The organism is Oxobacter pfennigii, from assembly GCF_001317355.1.
Classification (GTDB): Bacteria; Bacillota; Clostridia; order Clostridiales; family Oxobacteraceae; genus Oxobacter; species Oxobacter pfennigii.
Genome location: NZ_LKET01000035.1, coordinates 107,092 through 124,106 on the forward strand (window position 1 = coordinate 107,092; position 17,015 = coordinate 124,106).

The 17,015-nt window shown below is 39.4% G+C and carries 15 protein-coding genes, 1 pseudogene and 1 other annotated feature; of the genes and pseudogenes, 11 read left to right on the forward strand and 5 right to left on the reverse strand.

All coding sequences use genetic code 11. The annotated features are described in order from the left end of the window. The first annotated feature begins 26 nt into the window (after positions 1-26). The 3 genes from OXPF_RS13230 (at position 27) to OXPF_RS22515 (ending at position 2,287) form a co-directional block, all read left to right on the forward strand. Entirely contained in the window at positions 27-1,001 is a 975-nt protein-coding gene (locus OXPF_RS13230) for an acetyl-CoA decarbonylase/synthase complex subunit delta (protein WP_054875702.1), read from the forward strand. 43 nt (positions 1,002-1,044) lie between these two features. Then, positions 1,045-1,842, forward strand: coding sequence for a dihydropteroate synthase (locus OXPF_RS13235; protein WP_054875703.1), 798 nt, complete (start codon positions 1,045-1,047; stop codon positions 1,840-1,842). A 283-nt stretch (positions 1,843-2,125) separates the two neighbouring features. Continuing rightward, on the forward strand, positions 2,126-2,287 hold the full coding sequence (locus tag OXPF_RS22515) for a hypothetical protein (RefSeq protein ID WP_160317216.1): 162 nt from the start codon (positions 2,126-2,128) through the stop codon (positions 2,285-2,287). Between the two features lie 32 nt (positions 2,288-2,319). Here the strand turns inward: OXPF_RS22515 and OXPF_RS21870 are convergent, their stop codons facing one another. Then, on the reverse strand, positions 2,320-2,475 hold the full coding sequence (locus tag OXPF_RS21870; protein ID WP_083479951.1) for an aspartyl-phosphate phosphatase Spo0E family protein: 156 nt from the start codon (positions 2,473-2,475) through the stop codon (positions 2,320-2,322). A gap of 668 nt (positions 2,476-3,143) precedes the next feature. On the opposite strand from OXPF_RS21870, the gene hisJ reads away from it, so the two are divergent. Continuing rightward, positions 3,144-3,986: a histidinol-phosphatase HisJ gene (gene hisJ / locus OXPF_RS13245; protein ID WP_054875705.1), complete on the forward strand. Its 843-nt coding sequence runs from the start codon at positions 3,144-3,146 to the stop codon at positions 3,984-3,986. Positions 3,987-4,095: 109 nt separating this feature from the next. Beyond that, positions 4,096-4,860 carry a 4Fe-4S binding protein gene (locus tag OXPF_RS13250; protein WP_201779722.1) on the forward strand — a complete coding sequence of 255 codons (765 nt, stop codon included), beginning with the start codon at positions 4,096-4,098 and terminating at the stop codon, positions 4,858-4,860. A gap of 223 nt (positions 4,861-5,083) precedes the next feature. Here the strand turns inward: OXPF_RS13250 and OXPF_RS22525 are convergent, their stop codons facing one another. Further along, on the reverse strand, positions 5,084-5,254 hold the full coding sequence (locus OXPF_RS22525) for a hypothetical protein (RefSeq protein ID WP_160317217.1): 171 nt from the start codon (positions 5,252-5,254) through the stop codon (positions 5,084-5,086). 46 nt (positions 5,255-5,300) lie between these two features. Continuing rightward, positions 5,301-5,498, reverse strand: a binding site (T-box leader). Between the two features lie 410 nt (positions 5,499-5,908). Between OXPF_RS22525 and OXPF_RS23710 the strand changes: the two are divergent. Beyond that, positions 5,909-6,025 (forward strand): annotated as a pseudogene (locus OXPF_RS23710) (ATPase, T2SS/T4P/T4SS family); the annotation flags it as partial. Positions 6,026-6,032: 7 nt separating this feature from the next. Next, complete coding sequence (locus OXPF_RS22530; RefSeq protein WP_160317218.1) at positions 6,033-6,203, forward strand: hypothetical protein; 171 nt, start codon at positions 6,033-6,035, stop codon at positions 6,201-6,203. Between the two features lie 23 nt (positions 6,204-6,226). Here OXPF_RS22530 and OXPF_RS13255 read toward each other — a convergent pair whose 3' ends face one another. Both OXPF_RS13255 and OXPF_RS13260 read right to left on the reverse strand, forming a co-directional pair. Then, positions 6,227-8,845 (reverse strand): aminotransferase class III-fold pyridoxal phosphate-dependent enzyme, encoded by a 2,619-nt coding sequence (locus OXPF_RS13255; RefSeq protein ID WP_054875706.1) that lies wholly within the window; start codon positions 8,843-8,845, stop codon positions 6,227-6,229. Between the two features lie 149 nt (positions 8,846-8,994). Beyond that, complete coding sequence (locus OXPF_RS13260; RefSeq protein WP_054875707.1) at positions 8,995-9,180, reverse strand: hypothetical protein; 186 nt, start codon at positions 9,178-9,180, stop codon at positions 8,995-8,997. A 370-nt stretch (positions 9,181-9,550) separates the two neighbouring features. On the opposite strand from OXPF_RS13260, the gene groL reads away from it, so the two are divergent. Then, positions 9,551-11,146, forward strand: a complete 1,596-nt coding sequence (gene groL / locus OXPF_RS13265; protein WP_054875708.1) for a chaperonin GroEL — start codon at positions 9,551-9,553, stop codon at positions 11,144-11,146. Here groL and OXPF_RS13270 read toward each other — a convergent pair. Next, the gene (locus tag OXPF_RS13270; RefSeq protein WP_054875709.1) at positions 11,143-12,249 is read right to left on the reverse strand and encodes a DUF3810 domain-containing protein; all 1,107 of its coding nucleotides are present in this window, start codon (positions 12,247-12,249) and stop codon (positions 11,143-11,145) included. The genes groL and OXPF_RS13270 overlap by 4 nt on opposite strands. Before the next feature lie 233 nt (positions 12,250-12,482). On the opposite strand from OXPF_RS13270, the gene OXPF_RS13275 reads away from it, so the two are divergent. The 3 genes from OXPF_RS13275 (at position 12,483) to OXPF_RS13285 (ending at position 16,988) form a co-directional block, all read left to right on the forward strand. Continuing rightward, entirely contained in the window at positions 12,483-13,841 is a 1,359-nt protein-coding gene (locus OXPF_RS13275; RefSeq protein WP_054875725.1) for an ATP-binding protein, read from the forward strand. Between the two features lie 118 nt (positions 13,842-13,959). Next, positions 13,960-15,450 carry a threonine synthase gene (thrC, locus tag OXPF_RS13280; RefSeq protein WP_054875710.1) on the forward strand — a complete coding sequence of 497 codons (1,491 nt, stop codon included), beginning with the start codon at positions 13,960-13,962 and terminating at the stop codon, positions 15,448-15,450. Between the two features lie 218 nt (positions 15,451-15,668). Then, the gene (locus OXPF_RS13285) at positions 15,669-16,988 is read left to right on the forward strand and encodes an aspartate kinase (protein WP_054875711.1); all 1,320 of its coding nucleotides are present in this window, start codon (positions 15,669-15,671) and stop codon (positions 16,986-16,988) included. The last annotated feature ends 27 nt before the right edge of the window (positions 16,989-17,015 follow it).

Here is a 17,015-nt window from a genome sequence, read left to right on the forward strand (position 1 = left end):
AGGATAATTAGAAAGGAGAAATTAAGATGCCAGTTCAGACCATAAAGGAAAGAAATGCAGGTAAAGTTGGAGTTGTGACTATCGGAGCAACTCAGGAACAGGGCGGTACCAGAACCAGTGTAGTAAAAATTGGAGGAGAATCAAGTTTGCCTTTCCTTCATTTTGAAGGCGAAATGCCTAATAAACCTGTTATAGCAATGGAAGTTGTAGACAGAGTTCCGGAAGAATGGAACGATGAAGTAAAAAATGCATTTACAGGAGTTTTGGACAATCCTGTTGCATGGGCTAAAAAATGCGTGGAGGGATGCGGCGCTGATTTGATATTCCTTCGTTTGCAGAGCGCAGATCCGGAGCTTGGAAACAAATCTCCCGAAGATTGCGTAAAGACTGTTAAAGACGTTTTAGCAGCTGTAGGTGTGCCACTGGCAGTTGTAGGCTGCGGTGTTGATGAAGTAGATAATAAAATAATTCCGGCGGTTGCAGAAGCCTGTGCAGGAGAAAACCTTCTCCTGGGATTTGCAAGTCAGGAAAACTACAATACCATAGTTGCAGCATGTATGGTTCATAAGCACAACCTTATCGCACAGACCCCATTGGATATCAATATTTGCAAACAGCTCAACATTCTTATAACTGAAATGGGCTTGACAGCAGATAAAATAGTTTTGGATACAAACATAGGCGGACTTGGATATGGTATTGAATATGCATATTCAATACTTGAAAGAGGAAGGTTAGGTACTCTCCAGGGTGACAGAATGCTTGCTATGCCTACATTAGGTACTGTTGGATTCGAAGCATGGAAAGCAAAAGAAGCCAATGTAAGCATCGAAGAATTCCCGGGTTGGGGCGAACAAAAGGAAAGAGGAATTCTCTGGGAAGCAATGACAGCTACAGCACTACTGCAGTCAGGCTTAGACCTCCTTGTAATGAGGCACCCTGAAGCAGTTAAGCTCGTACAGAAAAATATTGCTGACCTTATGGAACCAAGCAGTGTATAATATGCCATCAATGATAAATTAAATATGAAGGAGAGAAGAAAGTATGGAAATTATCGGCGAAAGGATTAACGGTATGTTTAAGGACATACGTGAAGCCATAAAAAATAAGGACAAAACAGCCGTTCATGAATGGGCAATAAAGCAGACAAATAACGGTGCTGCCTGGCTGGATATAAGCACAGGAGCTGCGGCAGAAGATCCGATGGATGCCATGAAATGGCTTGTAGAAACAGTTCAGGAGGTAGTTAATACTCCTCTTGCAATAGATACAACCAATTATGACATAATGGAAGAGGCTCTTAAGCTTTGCAAAAGGCCTGCACTTATCAATTCCTGTCATGCAGACAGATATAAAATAGAGAGAGTATTCCCCATGGCAGTTAAATACGGCGCTAAGGTTATAGCTCTTGCCATGAGTGAGGAATCAGGAATACCTAAAACTGCGGATGCCAGGGTTGCGCTTGCTATGGAACTGGTTGCGGCGGCAGACGAATTCGGATTGCCTTTTGATGATTTATATATAGATCCTCTCCTTCTTCCTGTTAACGTTGCACAGGATCATGGTGTGGAAGCTATGGAAGCTTTAAGGCAGATAAAGTTACTTTCAGACCCTCCTCCTAAAACAACTTGCGGCCTTTCAAACATTTCTCAGAAATGTGCAAACAGGAAGCTGCTAAACAGGACAATGCTGGTTATGCTTATGGCCTGTGGCCTTGATTCGGCCATCGCCGATGCAGCAGATGATGATTTGATGGAAGCTGCAGCTACAGCAAGGATAATAATGAATAAGGAAATCTACTGTGATTCTTATATAGATTTATATAAGACAAACAAATACTAAGAAATTTAAAGAAGCTTTTGAGCAAAAATGCAAAAGCTTCTTTTTTTTATTAAAATTTTCTTAAATAAAAAAGGAAAAAAAGAAATAGTGTAGAATAGTTATTTGGTAATAATTTCAAAAAAAGTTTAAAAAAGTTATTTTTGATTTGATTATTTTAAAATAATCATGGCGTATGACTCCAATTAAGTTAAAACTCTCGTATATTATTGCAGAGTTATGGAATATAATATAATGTTTACCGCTAGTCCATCAAAAAATTGTAAATCAGCGGAGGTTAATGATTATGGATGATAAGTTGGTTAACTATGGAGAAAAACTAAAAGAGTTATGCACTATAATAACGGGCATATTTGATGACTTAAAAAGCAAAGGAAAAATTAGCGAAGAAGAATACATTAAACACACTGAATTGAAGAAAAAATTTTTGGATGAAGATGTGAAGTAATTCAAAAAACAGAAGTATGCTATGTATAAGGCTCAAACCTTGTCTCTGTTATCGTCAGCATAATAACTGGCAATAAGGGTATCAAGCTCTCTGCTGAATTCAAGTATTTGTTTTTTGTTCTGTTCATTTTCTATGATAATTCTGTTCAATTCTTCCTGCAATTTTTTAATTTCATCAATCAACCTCATATTCTATAAACCATCTCTTTCAAGATATTGGTAACGACATAAACTATTATACAGTTTTCGTGTCTTTTATTCAATACAAATGGAATAATTTTGAAAAATATAGTTTTGCATCACATAAAAAGGAAATATGTCTTTTAAAAATGTCGAAAGAATTTACATTATTTTAATTGTGGTTTTACATTGACAGGATAATATAGAATCATAATCTTTCATCACAGTTCCCAAATTTTTATCAGCCCGCAAGGGCTATTTTTTTATTCAAAAATTTAATGTTAAAATAAACTGAAGAATTTCTACATATTATACATATATAGAAAGAATAAAGGATGTATTAAAGATGGAGGGACTGGGGACATTTGCTTCATATGTGGGCTTTCCAGGTCCGTGGGTCAAGCAGGTTGTCTTTGTTTGTATCCTGGCTCTTATAGGCAAGCTTGCCTTTTCAGGCAAAGACAAAAAAAGCTCACTATTCTGGAATATTCTTTTAATAATTGCGTTCATAACCGCATTAAATTTGTTTGGCAATTTCTATAAATAATTATGATTTATTTGGCTTTAAGCTGGTATTGTATTGAACAATACCGCTTTCATGTTATTATATAAATATAGCAATGCTTCATAATTTAACTACAGGTTTAACATACGAACAACGAACACGGAGGCTAATCATGGGATATTCCAATTTTCACACTCACTGCATATTTTGTGACGGCAAAGGTGAGCCGGAAAGCTTTGTTCAGGAAGCTGTAAAACAGGGTTTTGATGCACTGGGGTTTTCCAGTCATTCTCCGCTGTCCTTTAATTCCTGGACCATGAAAGAGGAACGCATCGAAGAATATTTAAATACCATTGAAAATTTAAGGGTTAAATATAAGGATGACATCCAGGTATACAAGGGTCTTGAAATTGATTATATTCCAGGTATATATGGTCCCCGGTCAACAAGATTTGAAAATCTCAATCTGGATTACAATATAGGCTCCATACACACCATAAAAGATGAGAAAACAGGGGAATACCCTAATATAGACGGAAGCTCCGATGAATTCGAAAGGATGCTTAATGGCATGTTTGGCGGCAGTATGGAAAAAATGGCGCGGAAATACTATGGGCTGGTAAGGGATATGGTTGAAATACATGCGCCTGATATAGTAGGCCATTTGGACCTGTTAAAGAAGAACAACAGAGGAGGAAAGTATTTTACCGAGGAGGAATCCTGGTATAAGGAAGAGATAGCGAAAACTCTTTTTGTCATATCAAAATATCGTTCAATAGTAGAGGTAAACACCGGTGGTATGTCGAGAAATTATATTGATACATTCTATCCGTCACCTTGGATATTAGAAGAGTGCAGAGAAATGGATATCCCCGTTGTTCTAAGTGCCGATGCCCATGAGCCTGCAAACATAAGCGCTTTTTTCAATGAAACGGCGGCTTTTTTAAAGGATATTGGATATGCAAAGCAGAGAGTGCTTTATAACGGAAAGTGGGCTGATGTGGGTTTGGAATAGATGAACTTCATTATGGATTAATTGTGATATAATCTAAAATGGATTGTTAAAAATTTAATATGCTAATTATATTAGATAAACTATGTTTCAATATTGAGGGGGAGATATTTTGATTAAGCTTTCAGACATTGAAGAAATAGCTTCAAAATTCATATTGGCTTCGCCTTTAAACAAAGTGAAAGAGTTGGATATTGAGATTTATGAAGTACCGGTGTTCTCGGTTGCCGGAGCTTGCGATCCTTTGTTTATGAAGCTTAAAGATGAAGATGTCATAAGTTCTAACCATATGGCGCCCACTGAGTGGCTTGCCGGAGCAAAATCCGTAATATCTTATTTTCTGCCCTTTTCTTATGAGGTAAGAAAATCCAATATAGGTGCAGGGCTGCCTTCAAAGGAATGGCTGTATGGCAGAATAGAGGGGGAAAAATGCAATAACGCCCTCAGGGATTTCATTGCCTCCGAACTTAAGGAAGAAGGCTATGAAGCTGTAGTACCTGCATTGGATGAAAGATTTAAAGTTGAAAACAGAAAAAGCAACTGGTCAGAGCGTCATGCTGCCTATATCGCAGGCTTAGGCACTTTTTCGTTAAGCAAGTCCTTAATAACATCCAGGGGCTGTGCCGGACGCTTCGGCAGCATCATAACCAATTTACCCTTAGAACCCAATAATCGGCCTTATAACGATATTTATGATTACTGTACATTCTGCGGCGCCTGTATTTTGCGCTGCCCCTCGGGAGCCATTACCTCCTCCGGCAAGGATACAGCCGTCTGTTCCGCTTATATTGATAAAGAAATACTCTCACGGTATAAGCCCCGCTATGGCTGCGGCAAATGCCAGACCATGGTGCCCTGTGAACACTCTATACCGTAACCCTTTTCTTGTAGGCATTCGAACTGCTCCAAGGTCTAGGGCCTGTAAAACTTGGCCAGGGCATAAGTCATAACTCGCTTAATATGAAGTAAATTAAAGCAATGTGAGCATTCTATACTATAAGCAATATCATTGTAAAAGCACAGGAGACACTCCTCTTTTAAGAGGAGTGTCTCCTGTTTATTGTACTTGAAAGGTATGAGAGCAATGGTATATGAAATTACTACGCGAACATGAAGGCTGTGCAGTAGTCACAGCTGTCGTCTGTATCTGATTTAATATCTTTCAGGTATTCATAGAAGGAGTTTCCGCATCCTTCAGTTATATATGTGCATGTGCACTGCTTGTCATCTTCTATTTCTTCTCTTAATGTATCCAGGTTTTTGATTGCCATTTTATATTTCCCCCCTTTTAAATATAAAAAAACAGATTTCTGCCCCTTATGGGGCGAGAAATCTGCTCGCGTTACCACCCAAATTTATAACTTCATCAAATAACGGCATGTTGCCGGCAGGTCCTACTTAATTTCAGCCTGCAGCTCGAGGGTGAGTTTCAACAACCGTAAATATGGGCTTCCACCGTGTCCCCATTCTCTTTGAAATACGATATTGTTTACTTATCCCTGTCAAAGCTTTGTTATATTTTTATTAATATACAGCTAATTAAACCTTATGTCAACAGATTTACATAAAGTTTAAATATTAAGAATATTCGTATCAGCTTTTATCAATATATTAACCTTAAATTCCAACGGCAAATTTATATAAATTTCACCATAATTTTACAAAGGTAAGGCGATAAAATGGTGCGGATAAAATCTATGAAAGGTGGCTTTTTAACGGCATGAAAAGGGTTTTTATGTCGTAATATTTTAATAGAAATTTATGGTATTTAATGTATAATTATGTTCCCTCAGGGATGAGATATTAGCCGATATAGAGAAATATTACGGTAAGAACAGAGCGGAGGAAGCAGCCAGCGATTATGGCCGTTCCTATGGCTTTAAAAGCAGGCTGGCACCGATGCGGCGGCAGAAGATGAAAATGCTGCGCCTATTATAAAGTTTTTAAATACCGTTATTGAAAATGCACTTCTATTTGGCGCATCGGATATTCATATAGAGCCGGATGAAAAGGATATGAGGGTGCGCTACAGGATAGAGTAGGATAACATTGAAGACTCCCGAAGGCAGCCTGCAGGGAGCTGAAGCCCCGGGGGAAATAAGTGCTCAAATCGTGTTTTATCAATATATTTTAAATGACGGTGAGAGTGCGGCAGGTTTCAGAGACACATCTGAGAGCATAAAAATAGGCTTCGATAAAATTGAAGATATGTTCAGATAAAGAAGGGCTCTTTCAGCCCTTCTTTATCTTGCTCCCACGCCGGAGGATAAAACTTTTTTGTTATCCAGCCATACATCTTCATGTAAAGGCTTGTTAAAGCTCATAAACCCTGCAATCTTAAAGCCATGTTTATATGCTAAGCTTCTCATAGTTAACATGGTATCCAAGGTTATGCCCGATGCCCCGAGACTGTAATTTTCGTAACGGTGCTCCAATGCCAGCATCATGGTTTCAGACATGCAGGCATAAGCCAAACCCTTCTCAAAGCCAAAATCCCACCCTAAGGAAGGCCTTCCCGGCACTTCAATGATTCCGCCGTCAATTACAACAACATCAGGGCGCAGTCTTGCCATATCTTCGCTGACATTTGAAGGCCTTGACATGTCGCATACAATTGCCCGTTCCTTTAAATTGCCTGGGGTAATAAGCCTCTCGGTACTGCTGGTGGCACTTATGACAACATCGGCATTGAGCATTTTATCGATATCAGCCGTAATTACAACAGGTGAGGCAGCCTTGCTGTTCATTTTGGCAAAGCCTATGAATTCCTCGGCGGAAGCCGTATGAGGAGGAAAATTCGCATATGATAAAAGCTTATGCCCTATGCTGCCTTCAGGAAATTTATTACCCTTATAAATTAGTGAGGATAAATACCTGTAAATTTCAGCTGCCACAATGTACAGCCTGTCAAAGCTGGATTTTTTATTTGTGGAATTTCCTATTAATATAATATTTGAAATACTCTCGGATAAAAGCAGTGAAACTCCCCGGCCGATTGAGCCTGCAGCACCTATTATGGCAGCGGTTGATGATTCTTCTTTTCTCCCCAGGCGCTCCAATGCACATCTTGCAGTTTCGGCTGCACAAACGGCGGTATAGCTGTTGCCTGTCGTTAAGGGTATGCCTTCATCCTTTATGTATAATCCGCCCCCCGATACAACGGAGGTATATGCTCCCAAACCGACTATCTGTGCTCCGCTTTCCTTTGCAATAGCCAGTGCCTTTTTTATCTCATCCAATGCAAGCTTTTTTGGCATGGTCATAAGCTGTTCTGCCGTTTTGGGTATCACTATAAATTCACCATAAGCCTTTTTGCCCTTTGCAGATACTACTCTTGTTTTTGAAATTACAAAGGGTTCCACCAGATCGTTCCAGGTATCAGCCAGTTTTTTAAGCTGAAGGGGGTTGAATACGGACAGGCTTTTGTCAAATTCAGTATAGTTTTTTAAATCAATGGGGTGAACCAAAAAAGCAAACCGGCCTTCGCTTTCATCCACAGGATACGGTACTTCCTCTCTTATCTGAAGCGGTGGCTTGAAATTCTTCAAAAATTTTGTACCCGTAAGATAGGTTAAAAACCTTCCGGTGTTTTTTGACTGAAGAACTTTAAGCATGCGCTCTATACCGTTTAAGGCACTAACGCACTGCCTTTGGGTTATATTGAGAGGAGGCTCTATACGGATTACCATGTTTCCGTTTAAGGTAGGCGCCACCCTTATCCTCTCATTATTTAAAAGGTAACTTGAAATTACAGGTGTCAAAAGCTCCTGCTCTGCCATTATTCCAAGGAGGCTGCCGGGGAAAATATCCTTATCGGTATTGAATTCCATGCCCAGCATAAGCCCTCTTCCTCTTACCGATTTTATTATTTCCGGATATTTATTTTGGAGATTTATAAGGCCTTCTTTCAATAAGCTTCCGCATGCCCTTGCGTTTTTAATGATATTTTTGTTATCAGCCTCTAAAAGCTCAATTACCTTTATTCCCACCCTGCAGGCAAGGGAGTTTGCTGCAAAAGTGGAAGAGTGCTTCATTGCAAATTTTTCATTATATACTTCTTCTGTTGATATGCAGGCTCCTATGGGAATTATACCCCCGCCCAAAGCTTTGGACAGCAATAATACATCTGGAAAAACATCATATATTTCAGAGGCAAACATTGCTCCTGTCCTTCCAAGTCCGGTCTGTATCTCATCAACAATTAAAAAAACTCCGTATTTACCGCATAATTCCTTTGCCCATTTAAGGTAGCATTCCGGAGGCTCCACAATACCGCCCTCACCCTGAATGGGCTCAATGATAAAGGCTGAATAATATTTAGGATTGTTTTTTAAGGCCTTTTCCAGGGAGTTTAAATCTCCATATTCAACAAAGTGAAAGCCTTCAGCGGGGGCTCCGAAGCCTGACTGATATGAGTCCTTGCCCGTTGCCGAAAGGGCGCCTAAGGTCTTGCCGTGAAAGCTGTTGCATGCTGCTAAGATACCCATTCTGCCGGTTTTCGCACGGCATAATTTTATTGCAGCTTCCACCGTTTCGGCACCGCTGTTGGTAAATGTAACGTATCTTAAACCTTGAGGGGCTATTTCAATCAGTTTTTCAGCCAAATCTCCTGCGGCATTGAGGGCGGAGGGTTGAATTAAGCTGGGCTCGCCCGAGGTAAAATAATCATCAATGCATTTTTTAATTTCAGGGTGATTATAGCCAAAGGGTAGAGCACCGTAGGATGCAATACAGTCTAAATACCTTATGCCATCGCAGTCAAATAAATAGCTGCCTTCCCCTCTTACATAGCTTTTATCTATTTTTAGCTTTTCCAACATGCTGCCAAGGTATGGGTTTACATATTCTGAAAATTTATGCATGGGAACCTCCTTTTAACTCCATTTAAAAACAATTAGCTGTTATTATCCCCATAATTGACATTTATTATTAAGCTTTATCAATGGACAATAAAAAAACCGCCTGGAATATTTTCCACACGGTAAAGCTGCCATATATCTTTATGGATTAATCAACGTGCCTGGTCCTTGTAATTCTTAAGATAAATAACATTATTTTTGCTGCGTTTGGATTTGATTTTATCCTTATCTTTATCCTCATTTTCCTTCAGATACTGCTCGAGGGTTTTGGGCTTGATAATAAATAATTGAACGATAACCATAACTGCTACTATGATCAGGTAAACAATAAACATCATTGATATTCCCCTTCCTTTTAAGAGGCATATGTATGTGAATATTCCCTGAGTGAACGCTATGGTTACGATTTGCCGTGAAAATCCTTAAGATGTGTTAATCAAGAGTAAGAATATATATATTGCAACAGATGTTGGGACATATGGAATATCTGCTATTTCAAGTATATCACAAAAATTCTGCCATGTGGAAATAATATGGAATAATAATTTCTTTATTTTTTAAAATTATCGCTATTAAAGAATGTTGACAATAAAAGTAAAATTATCTAAAATTTATATTGTTAGCACTCATCATTAAAGAGTGCTAAAGAATCTAAATTTCGTATTTAATAATTTAATTATAATTCACTTACATTAAGGAGGTAATAATATGTCACCAAAAATTATTTCCTACAGTGAGGACGCAAGAAAGGCTATGGAGAGAGGCGTCAACAAGCTTGCGGACACCGTAAAGGTAACTTTAGGCCCTAAAGGAAGGAACGTAGTGCTGGATAAAAAATTCGGCGTGCCCATGATTGTAAATGATGGGGTTACAATAGCCAAGGAAATCGAATTTGAGGATCATTATGAAAACATGGGTGCCCAGTTGGTGAGGCAGGTAGCAAGTAAGACCAACGATGTGGCAGGCGACGGCACGACGACAGCCACTCTTTTGGCCCAGGCAATTGTAAGAGAAGGACTTAAAAATGTGACATCAGGCGCAAATCCAATGATGCTGAAAAGAGGAATAGAAGAAGCCGTTGATAAGGCTGTCGAAGTTCTTAAAAAAAGAAGCGAGAATATAAAAGGCAAAGAGGACATAGCCTTTGTAGCCGCCATTTCTTCGGGAGATGAAGAAATTGGACAACTTATAGCCGATACTATTGAAAAAGTAACCGTAGACGGTGTTATGACCGTTGATGAGTCCAATTTGTCCGAGACTACCATTGATGTGGTTGAAGGCATGCAGTTTGACAAAGGATACATATCTTCATATATGGTAACTGACACGGACAAGATGGAGGCAGTACTTGAAAATCCTTTCATACTTGTAACAGATAAAAAAATCAGCAGCATCCAGGAGCTCATACCGACTCTTGAAATTGTAATTAAGCAAGGTGCAAAGCTTTTAATTGTCGCAGATGAAGTAGAAGGGGAAGCTCTGGCAACTCTTATCGTCAACAAATTAAAAGGTACCCTTAACTGCGTTGCCGTAAAAGCACCAGGTTACGGCGACTGGAAAAAGACCAATCTTTTAGATATTGCTGTCCTCACAGGAGCTAAGGTTATATCCGATGAAACAGGATACAGCTTAAAAGAGATGAGGACGGAATGGCTGGGAAGAGCAAAGAAAATAAAAGTGGATAAAGAAAATACCCTTATAGTGGATGGAGCAGGCGATGCAGATGATATTAAAGAAAGAATAGAATCGGTAAAGAACCTTATAAGGGTTACAGAATCAAGCTATGATTTGGAAAAGCTTCATGAAAGGCTGGCAAAGCTTTCCGGAGGTGTTGCTGTAATAAAGGTAGGCGCTGCCACAGAACCTGAGATGCAGGAAAAGAAATTAAGGATGGAAGATGCACTGAACGCAACAAGGGCTGCAATAGAAGAAGGTATAATTCCCGGCGGGGGCACAGCCTATATAAATACCATGGCCGAAGTGAAAGAACTGATAGATAATCTTAATGGTGATGAAAAAACAGGAGCAATGATCATACTGAGGGCTTTAGAGGAGCCCCTTCGCCAGATAGCAGACAACGCGGGCTATGAAGGCTCTGTAATAGTAAATCATGTAAAAATTAGTGAGCCGGGTGTCGGGTTTGACGCTTCTAAGGGCGTATACGTAAATATGATACAAGCAGGTATTATTGACCCTACAAAGGTTGCCAGGTCAGCCCTCCAGAACGCGGCATCGATAGCCTCCATATTCTTAACCACCGAAGGCGTTGTGGCCGAAAAGCCCGAAGATAAAGAAGAAGCTTAAGGAATTTGCTTTTCAGCGCGGTGCTCGGCTATAATTAGGTCTACCATTCTTCCGTAGCTGTGAACCCCGTCCTGCTGCCTGTTGGCTTTAAGGTAAGTATCATTTATACTGTTTGAAATTTTTTCAAAAGGACCCTCGTATTTTTGCCAGAAGGCATTTAGCTCTCCTAAATCTTTATTTACACCTTCGCTGTAACTTTGGCGGAGGTATAAATATTTTTCCCTGTCATAGCTGTATAAAGCGTTCATGGAATTTATCAAGGCAAGGAGCACCCCTGAATATTTAAAATCATCATCAGGGTGCAGCCTGCAGGTAAGATAAGCTATGTAATTTGCTTCATCCTCTCTGGCAAAGCCCCTCTGATGAGCCATTTCATGGCTGATGGTGCATGGAAGCATGGAAGGCGGCATATCCTTGTTTACATTAGCTTCGGAGGTTAAAGGGAAGTATACGCCCGATATCCCTGCATAGGACATTATAACTGATGCAAAGACTCCCTTTGGCCTTCCGAATTTTCCGTCAAGAACAGCATAAAGAGAAGATGCATTTTCATATCCTGCACCTGCCCGCAAATAAGCATCCTGCAAGGTGGAATTAAGCTTCATGGTGCCTGTTTCCGTCTCACCCATCCTTTGACGAAGGTCATTAGCATTGTTTATGAGCATAACACATACTTCTTCTAATTCTTCAAGGTCGGCAGGTGAAACATCCAGGCCGGTTATTTTGGAAAAGGGCTGCCTGTAATAATTCAAACCCCACAGTACCATAAAAAGAAAGTAAATTATGCTTGTAAAGATTAATATATTTCCCAGGTAATTAAGAAAAAACCTTAAGGCATTAGGTTTTCTTCTTATGAAGCTCATGATAACCTTACCAATACCATATAAAAGCAATGCCGTTAATAATAATACTGTAAGCTCTGCAACGGAGAAGGGAAAGATACCGGTTATATTGCTTAATATTATACCGATGGGCTTATATATGGTATTTGAATATAATTTTTCAACAAATTCAGGGTGGGCAGCAGAAATTTGCGCCAGGAAAAATGCCGCAGGAAGAAGCAGCACAAACAGATATTTCTTTTGAAAGCCTTTCTTTTTCATAGACAATTCTCCAATTAAATCCAATATTATTAAGTTTATGTATATCAGAATAACACTGTATTTGAGTATTTACAATAACATTACCTCTTAAACTGATATGGTTTTCAGGATGTCCTGATTATGTAAAAAAGCCAAACAATTGTTAACCGTCCCGCAGCTTGACATTGGCGGCGGAAAAACCTATAATTGAAATATTTACAGTTGATTGGAATACATACAGAGGTGAAAAAAATATGGATAATGCAGTTTCACAGGAACAAAACCCTATAAATTACGGATTATATTTTGAATCATTGTCTGTCTACAGAGATCTGTTTGAAGACAGCACCTTAGGCAGGCTTTATGAGCTTGTAAGCTGCTTTCTGACTGTGGATAACGGTGAAATACGCAGCTTTATAAACTACTATAACGATTTTTATTTTGAATTGATTTCTCAGCCCAGGACTTCACTTAAGGATTATATAATCGAAAATATTCTCTTTGACGACAATGCGTTTGCTAAGTTGAGTTCAAAGGGCGTGGAAATAGAAGAAGGCTTGAAGAGAGCGGTATTGAATGATCTGGACTGCCTTTTGAGCATTTCGAATTTATCCTCCCAAGCCTTAAAAAGGGATGCAAAGAAATATCTTTGTGCATCCTCCTTTGAAGAAAGCTTGATAGACAGGCTTCCTGAATGGCAGGCGGTCAGCACCATAAAGGAAAGAAATGAAGAGTCAAATACAAAGAAGACAGTAAATATACTTAAGGCATCGGAAAAATGGAGTGATAACTTCAAGGACTTATATGATTTTTATAATAAAAACGGCACCGGTATGTTTGCAAAATACAAAGCCTTTGTTTGGGAAAGAGGAATTGAGGGCTACTATCTTAAGGGGATCGACAACTCAGACCCTGTAAGGCTTGAAAATCTTATTGATTATACCGCCGAACGCCAGGTGGTTATCGACAACACCCTTCAGTTTTTAAAAGGTTATCCTGCCAACAACGTCCTTTTATACGGAGACCGGGGTACGGGCAAATCTACGGCTGTAAAAGCCATTTTAAACGAATACCATACCCAGGGCTTGAGGATGGTGGAGGTTCCAAAGAACAATCTCATGGATTTTCCTTTAATTATCCGCCAGCTTAAAGACAGGCCTCAGAAGTTCATAGTATTTGTTGATGACCTGGCTTTTGAAGACAGTGAAGAGAGCTTTACTTCTCTAAAAGCGGTTTTGGAAGGGGGCTTGGAGAGCAGGCCTAAAAATGTGTTGATATATGCCACCTCCAACCGCCGCCATCTCATAAAGGAAAAATTCAGCGACAGAGCAGGGCTGCATTCCGGTAACCGCGATGACGAGGTGAATTCAGTCGATACAATGCAGGAAAAGCTGTCCTTAGCCGATAGGTTTGGAATAACCGTAGTATTTACTTCGCCAAATCAGGATTCCTACTTTAAAATAGTAGAAGGGCTTGCTTCCCAGAGGGGGATTGTGATGGATAAAGAAGAGCTTTTAAAGGAAGCAAAAAAATGGGAGATATGGTATAACGGACGGTCACCCAGAACGGCCCGCCAATTTGTAGACTGGCTGGAAGGCCATGTTGGAAAATAATGAAAAATTATCTGACATGAAGGCCGTAAAGCACATTTCATGCTATAATGATTTAAAATGGCGCAGCCGAAATAATTAATAAATATATAACAATGTAAACATAAAAGGATGTGGAAAAGTGGAGCAAGTATTTTATAACAGCACTCGCGGCAGTATAAAAAACATATCTTCATCCCAGGCCATAATAAAGGGAATAGCCGAGGACGGCGGACTGCTCGTACCTGAAAAATTCCCCTATGTTAAAGATATGCTTGTAAAGATGAAGAAGATGGATTACAAGGAGCTGGCTTATTTTATAATGAGCAGATACTTAACCGACTTTGAGGAAAGCGAACTCAAAGCATGCATAAAGGGTGCATATGGGAGCAAGTTTGACTCACAGGATGTGGCCCCCGTTAAAAAAGTCGGGGAAACATATTTTTTAGAGCTTTTTCACGGGCCTACATTGGCCTTCAAGGATATGGCATTGTCAATACTTCCCTATCTTTTAAAAACAGCTGTCAAAAAGCAGAACATAAACAAGGAAGTAGTGATTTTAACTGCCACATCGGGAGACACGGGCAAAGCCGCATTGGAAGGTTTCAGTGATGTTGAAGGTACAAGCATTATAGTATTCTTTCCCGAGGATGGGGTCAGCGAGATACAAAAGCGCCAGATGACTGCACATAAGGGTAAAAACACTCATGTGGTCGGGGTTTTAGGCAATTTTGACGATACCCAGAACGGCGTTAAGGAGATTTTTACCGACAATGAATACTCTGAGCTTTTAGATAAAAAGGGATACATGTTTTCTTCTGCAAATTCAATTAATATAGGAAGGCTTATCCCACAGGTTGTGTATTATTTTCATGCTTATCTTAATATCTTAAGTGAAGACGAAATAGCTAAAGACGAGAAAGTCAATTTTGTGGTACCTACAGGCAATTTCGGAAACATACTGGCAGCTTATTATGCAAAAGAAATGGGACTTCCCATAAACAAGCTCATATGTGCATCCAATGATAACAAGGTATTGTATGATTTCATGGGCAGCGGACGATATGACAGGACCAGGCAGTTCTTCACCACCATATCGCCTTCTATGGATATACTGATATCAAGCAATTTGGAAAGGCTGCTATTTGAAATAAGCGGCAAGGATTCGGAAAAAATAAAAGAACTTATGGCGCTTTTAAAGGATAAGGGCGTTTATGATATAACTTCTGAAATGAAAGAAAAGCTGTATGATTTTTACGGCGGTTATGCAAAGGAAGAAGAGACGAAGAACACCATAAGGAAAATATTCAAGACAAAAGGCTATTTAATGGACACCCATACGGCCGTTGCATATAATGTCTATGAGAAATATCTTGAAGAAACAAAGGATGATACAAAAACAGTTATAGTATCCACTGCCAGCCCTTACAAATTTACGTCGTCGGTTATGACTTCCATAGATGAAAAATATGCCCAATTTAGCGACTTCAAGCTGATGGATGAAATGAGCAAGTTAAGCGGCCTTGATATACCGCAGCCCATAAAGGATATCGAAACAAGACCGGTTATCCATAAAACCACCTGTCCAAGGGATAAAATGAAAGATGTAGTTTCTGATATTTTAAATATATAAGCATATGAAAAGAAATTATTTATTTTAATAAAATAGGAAAGTTCTCTTTTCTATTTTATTAAAAACGAGGATTGAAAAGGACGGGACGCCCTTGCCGTCAGGGGGGTGTTCTGTAAGAATGCTAAGGCATTTTTACGCCGAAGGGGGACATAGGTCCCCTAGAGGAAGTTGTGCAGTAACTTTATTATATTATTTATTATTTTCGGGGGTTTATTTGCATGAGCAATATTATTGTAGCAAAATTTGGAGGTAGTTCCCTGGCTGACTCCGGCCAATTTCAAAAGGTGAAAGCAATTATAAGGGCTGATGAAAGAAGAAGATTCGTGGTTCCGTCGGCACCGGGGAAAAGAAATAAAGAAGATGAAAAAATCACCGACCTTTTATACAAATGTCATGATTATGTTAAGAACAATGAGCCTATTGACGGTGTATTCGATATTATAGCCGAAAGGTATATGGGAATAGTAAAGGAATTACCCATTAATTTTGATATTAAAGCACATCTGGATATAGTAAGGAAGCGAATTTCAGAGGGAGCTTCGGCGGATTATACCGCCAGCCGCGGAGAATATTTAAACGGCCTTATATTGGCAAGCTATCTGGGATTTGATTTTGTGGATGCTAAAGACGTGATTTTCTTTAATGAAGACGGACAATTGGATTCTGAAAAGACCCAGGAGGTCATGAGTGCCGAATTATCTAAGGTAAAAAATGCGGTAATTCCCGGGTTTTACGGGTCACTGCCTAATGGTGAGATAAAGACATTCTCAAGAGGAGGTTCGGATATTACGGGAGCCATCGTCGCCCGCGGCATAGGTGCGGATTTATATGAAAACTGGACAGATGTATCGGGATTTTTAATGGCTGACCCCAGAATAGTGGATGAGCCTAAAATAATAGAGAAAATAACATATAAGGAATTAAGAGAGCTTGCCTACATGGGCGCTACTGTTCTTCACGAGGATTCGGTATTTCCCGTAAGACAGGCTAAAATACCTATAAACATAAGAAATACAAATTCACCGGCAGATGCCGGCACCCTCATTGTAAGCGAAATAGAAAAGGGAGACAATAAAGGGGCTATAACCGGGGTGGCAGGAAAGAAAAACTTCACGGTTATAACCATAGAGAAGAATCTCATGAATTCGGAAATAGGCTTTGGCCGAAAGCTTTTGGAGATTTTTGAGAAATATAATGTATCCTTTGAACACATGCCGTCAGGAATCGATACATTATGTGTAATAGCCGCCGACGGTCAATTAAACGGAAATTTAAAGTGCATATTGGACGAAATAAACTGTGTCTGTAAGCCGGATAACGTATATGTGCAAAGAGATCTTGCCTTAATCGCGACTGTTGGCAGGGGCATGGCAAGCGTAAGAGGAACCGCGGCAAAGTTATGTACGGCTCTTGCCGAGGACGATATAAACATAAGGATGATAGATCAGGGATCCAGTGAAATGAACATCATAATCGGGGTGGAATCCTGTGATTTTGAAAAATCAATACGTGCAATTTATAATAAATTTGTAAAATAAACTAAAAATATATAAATAACGTATTAA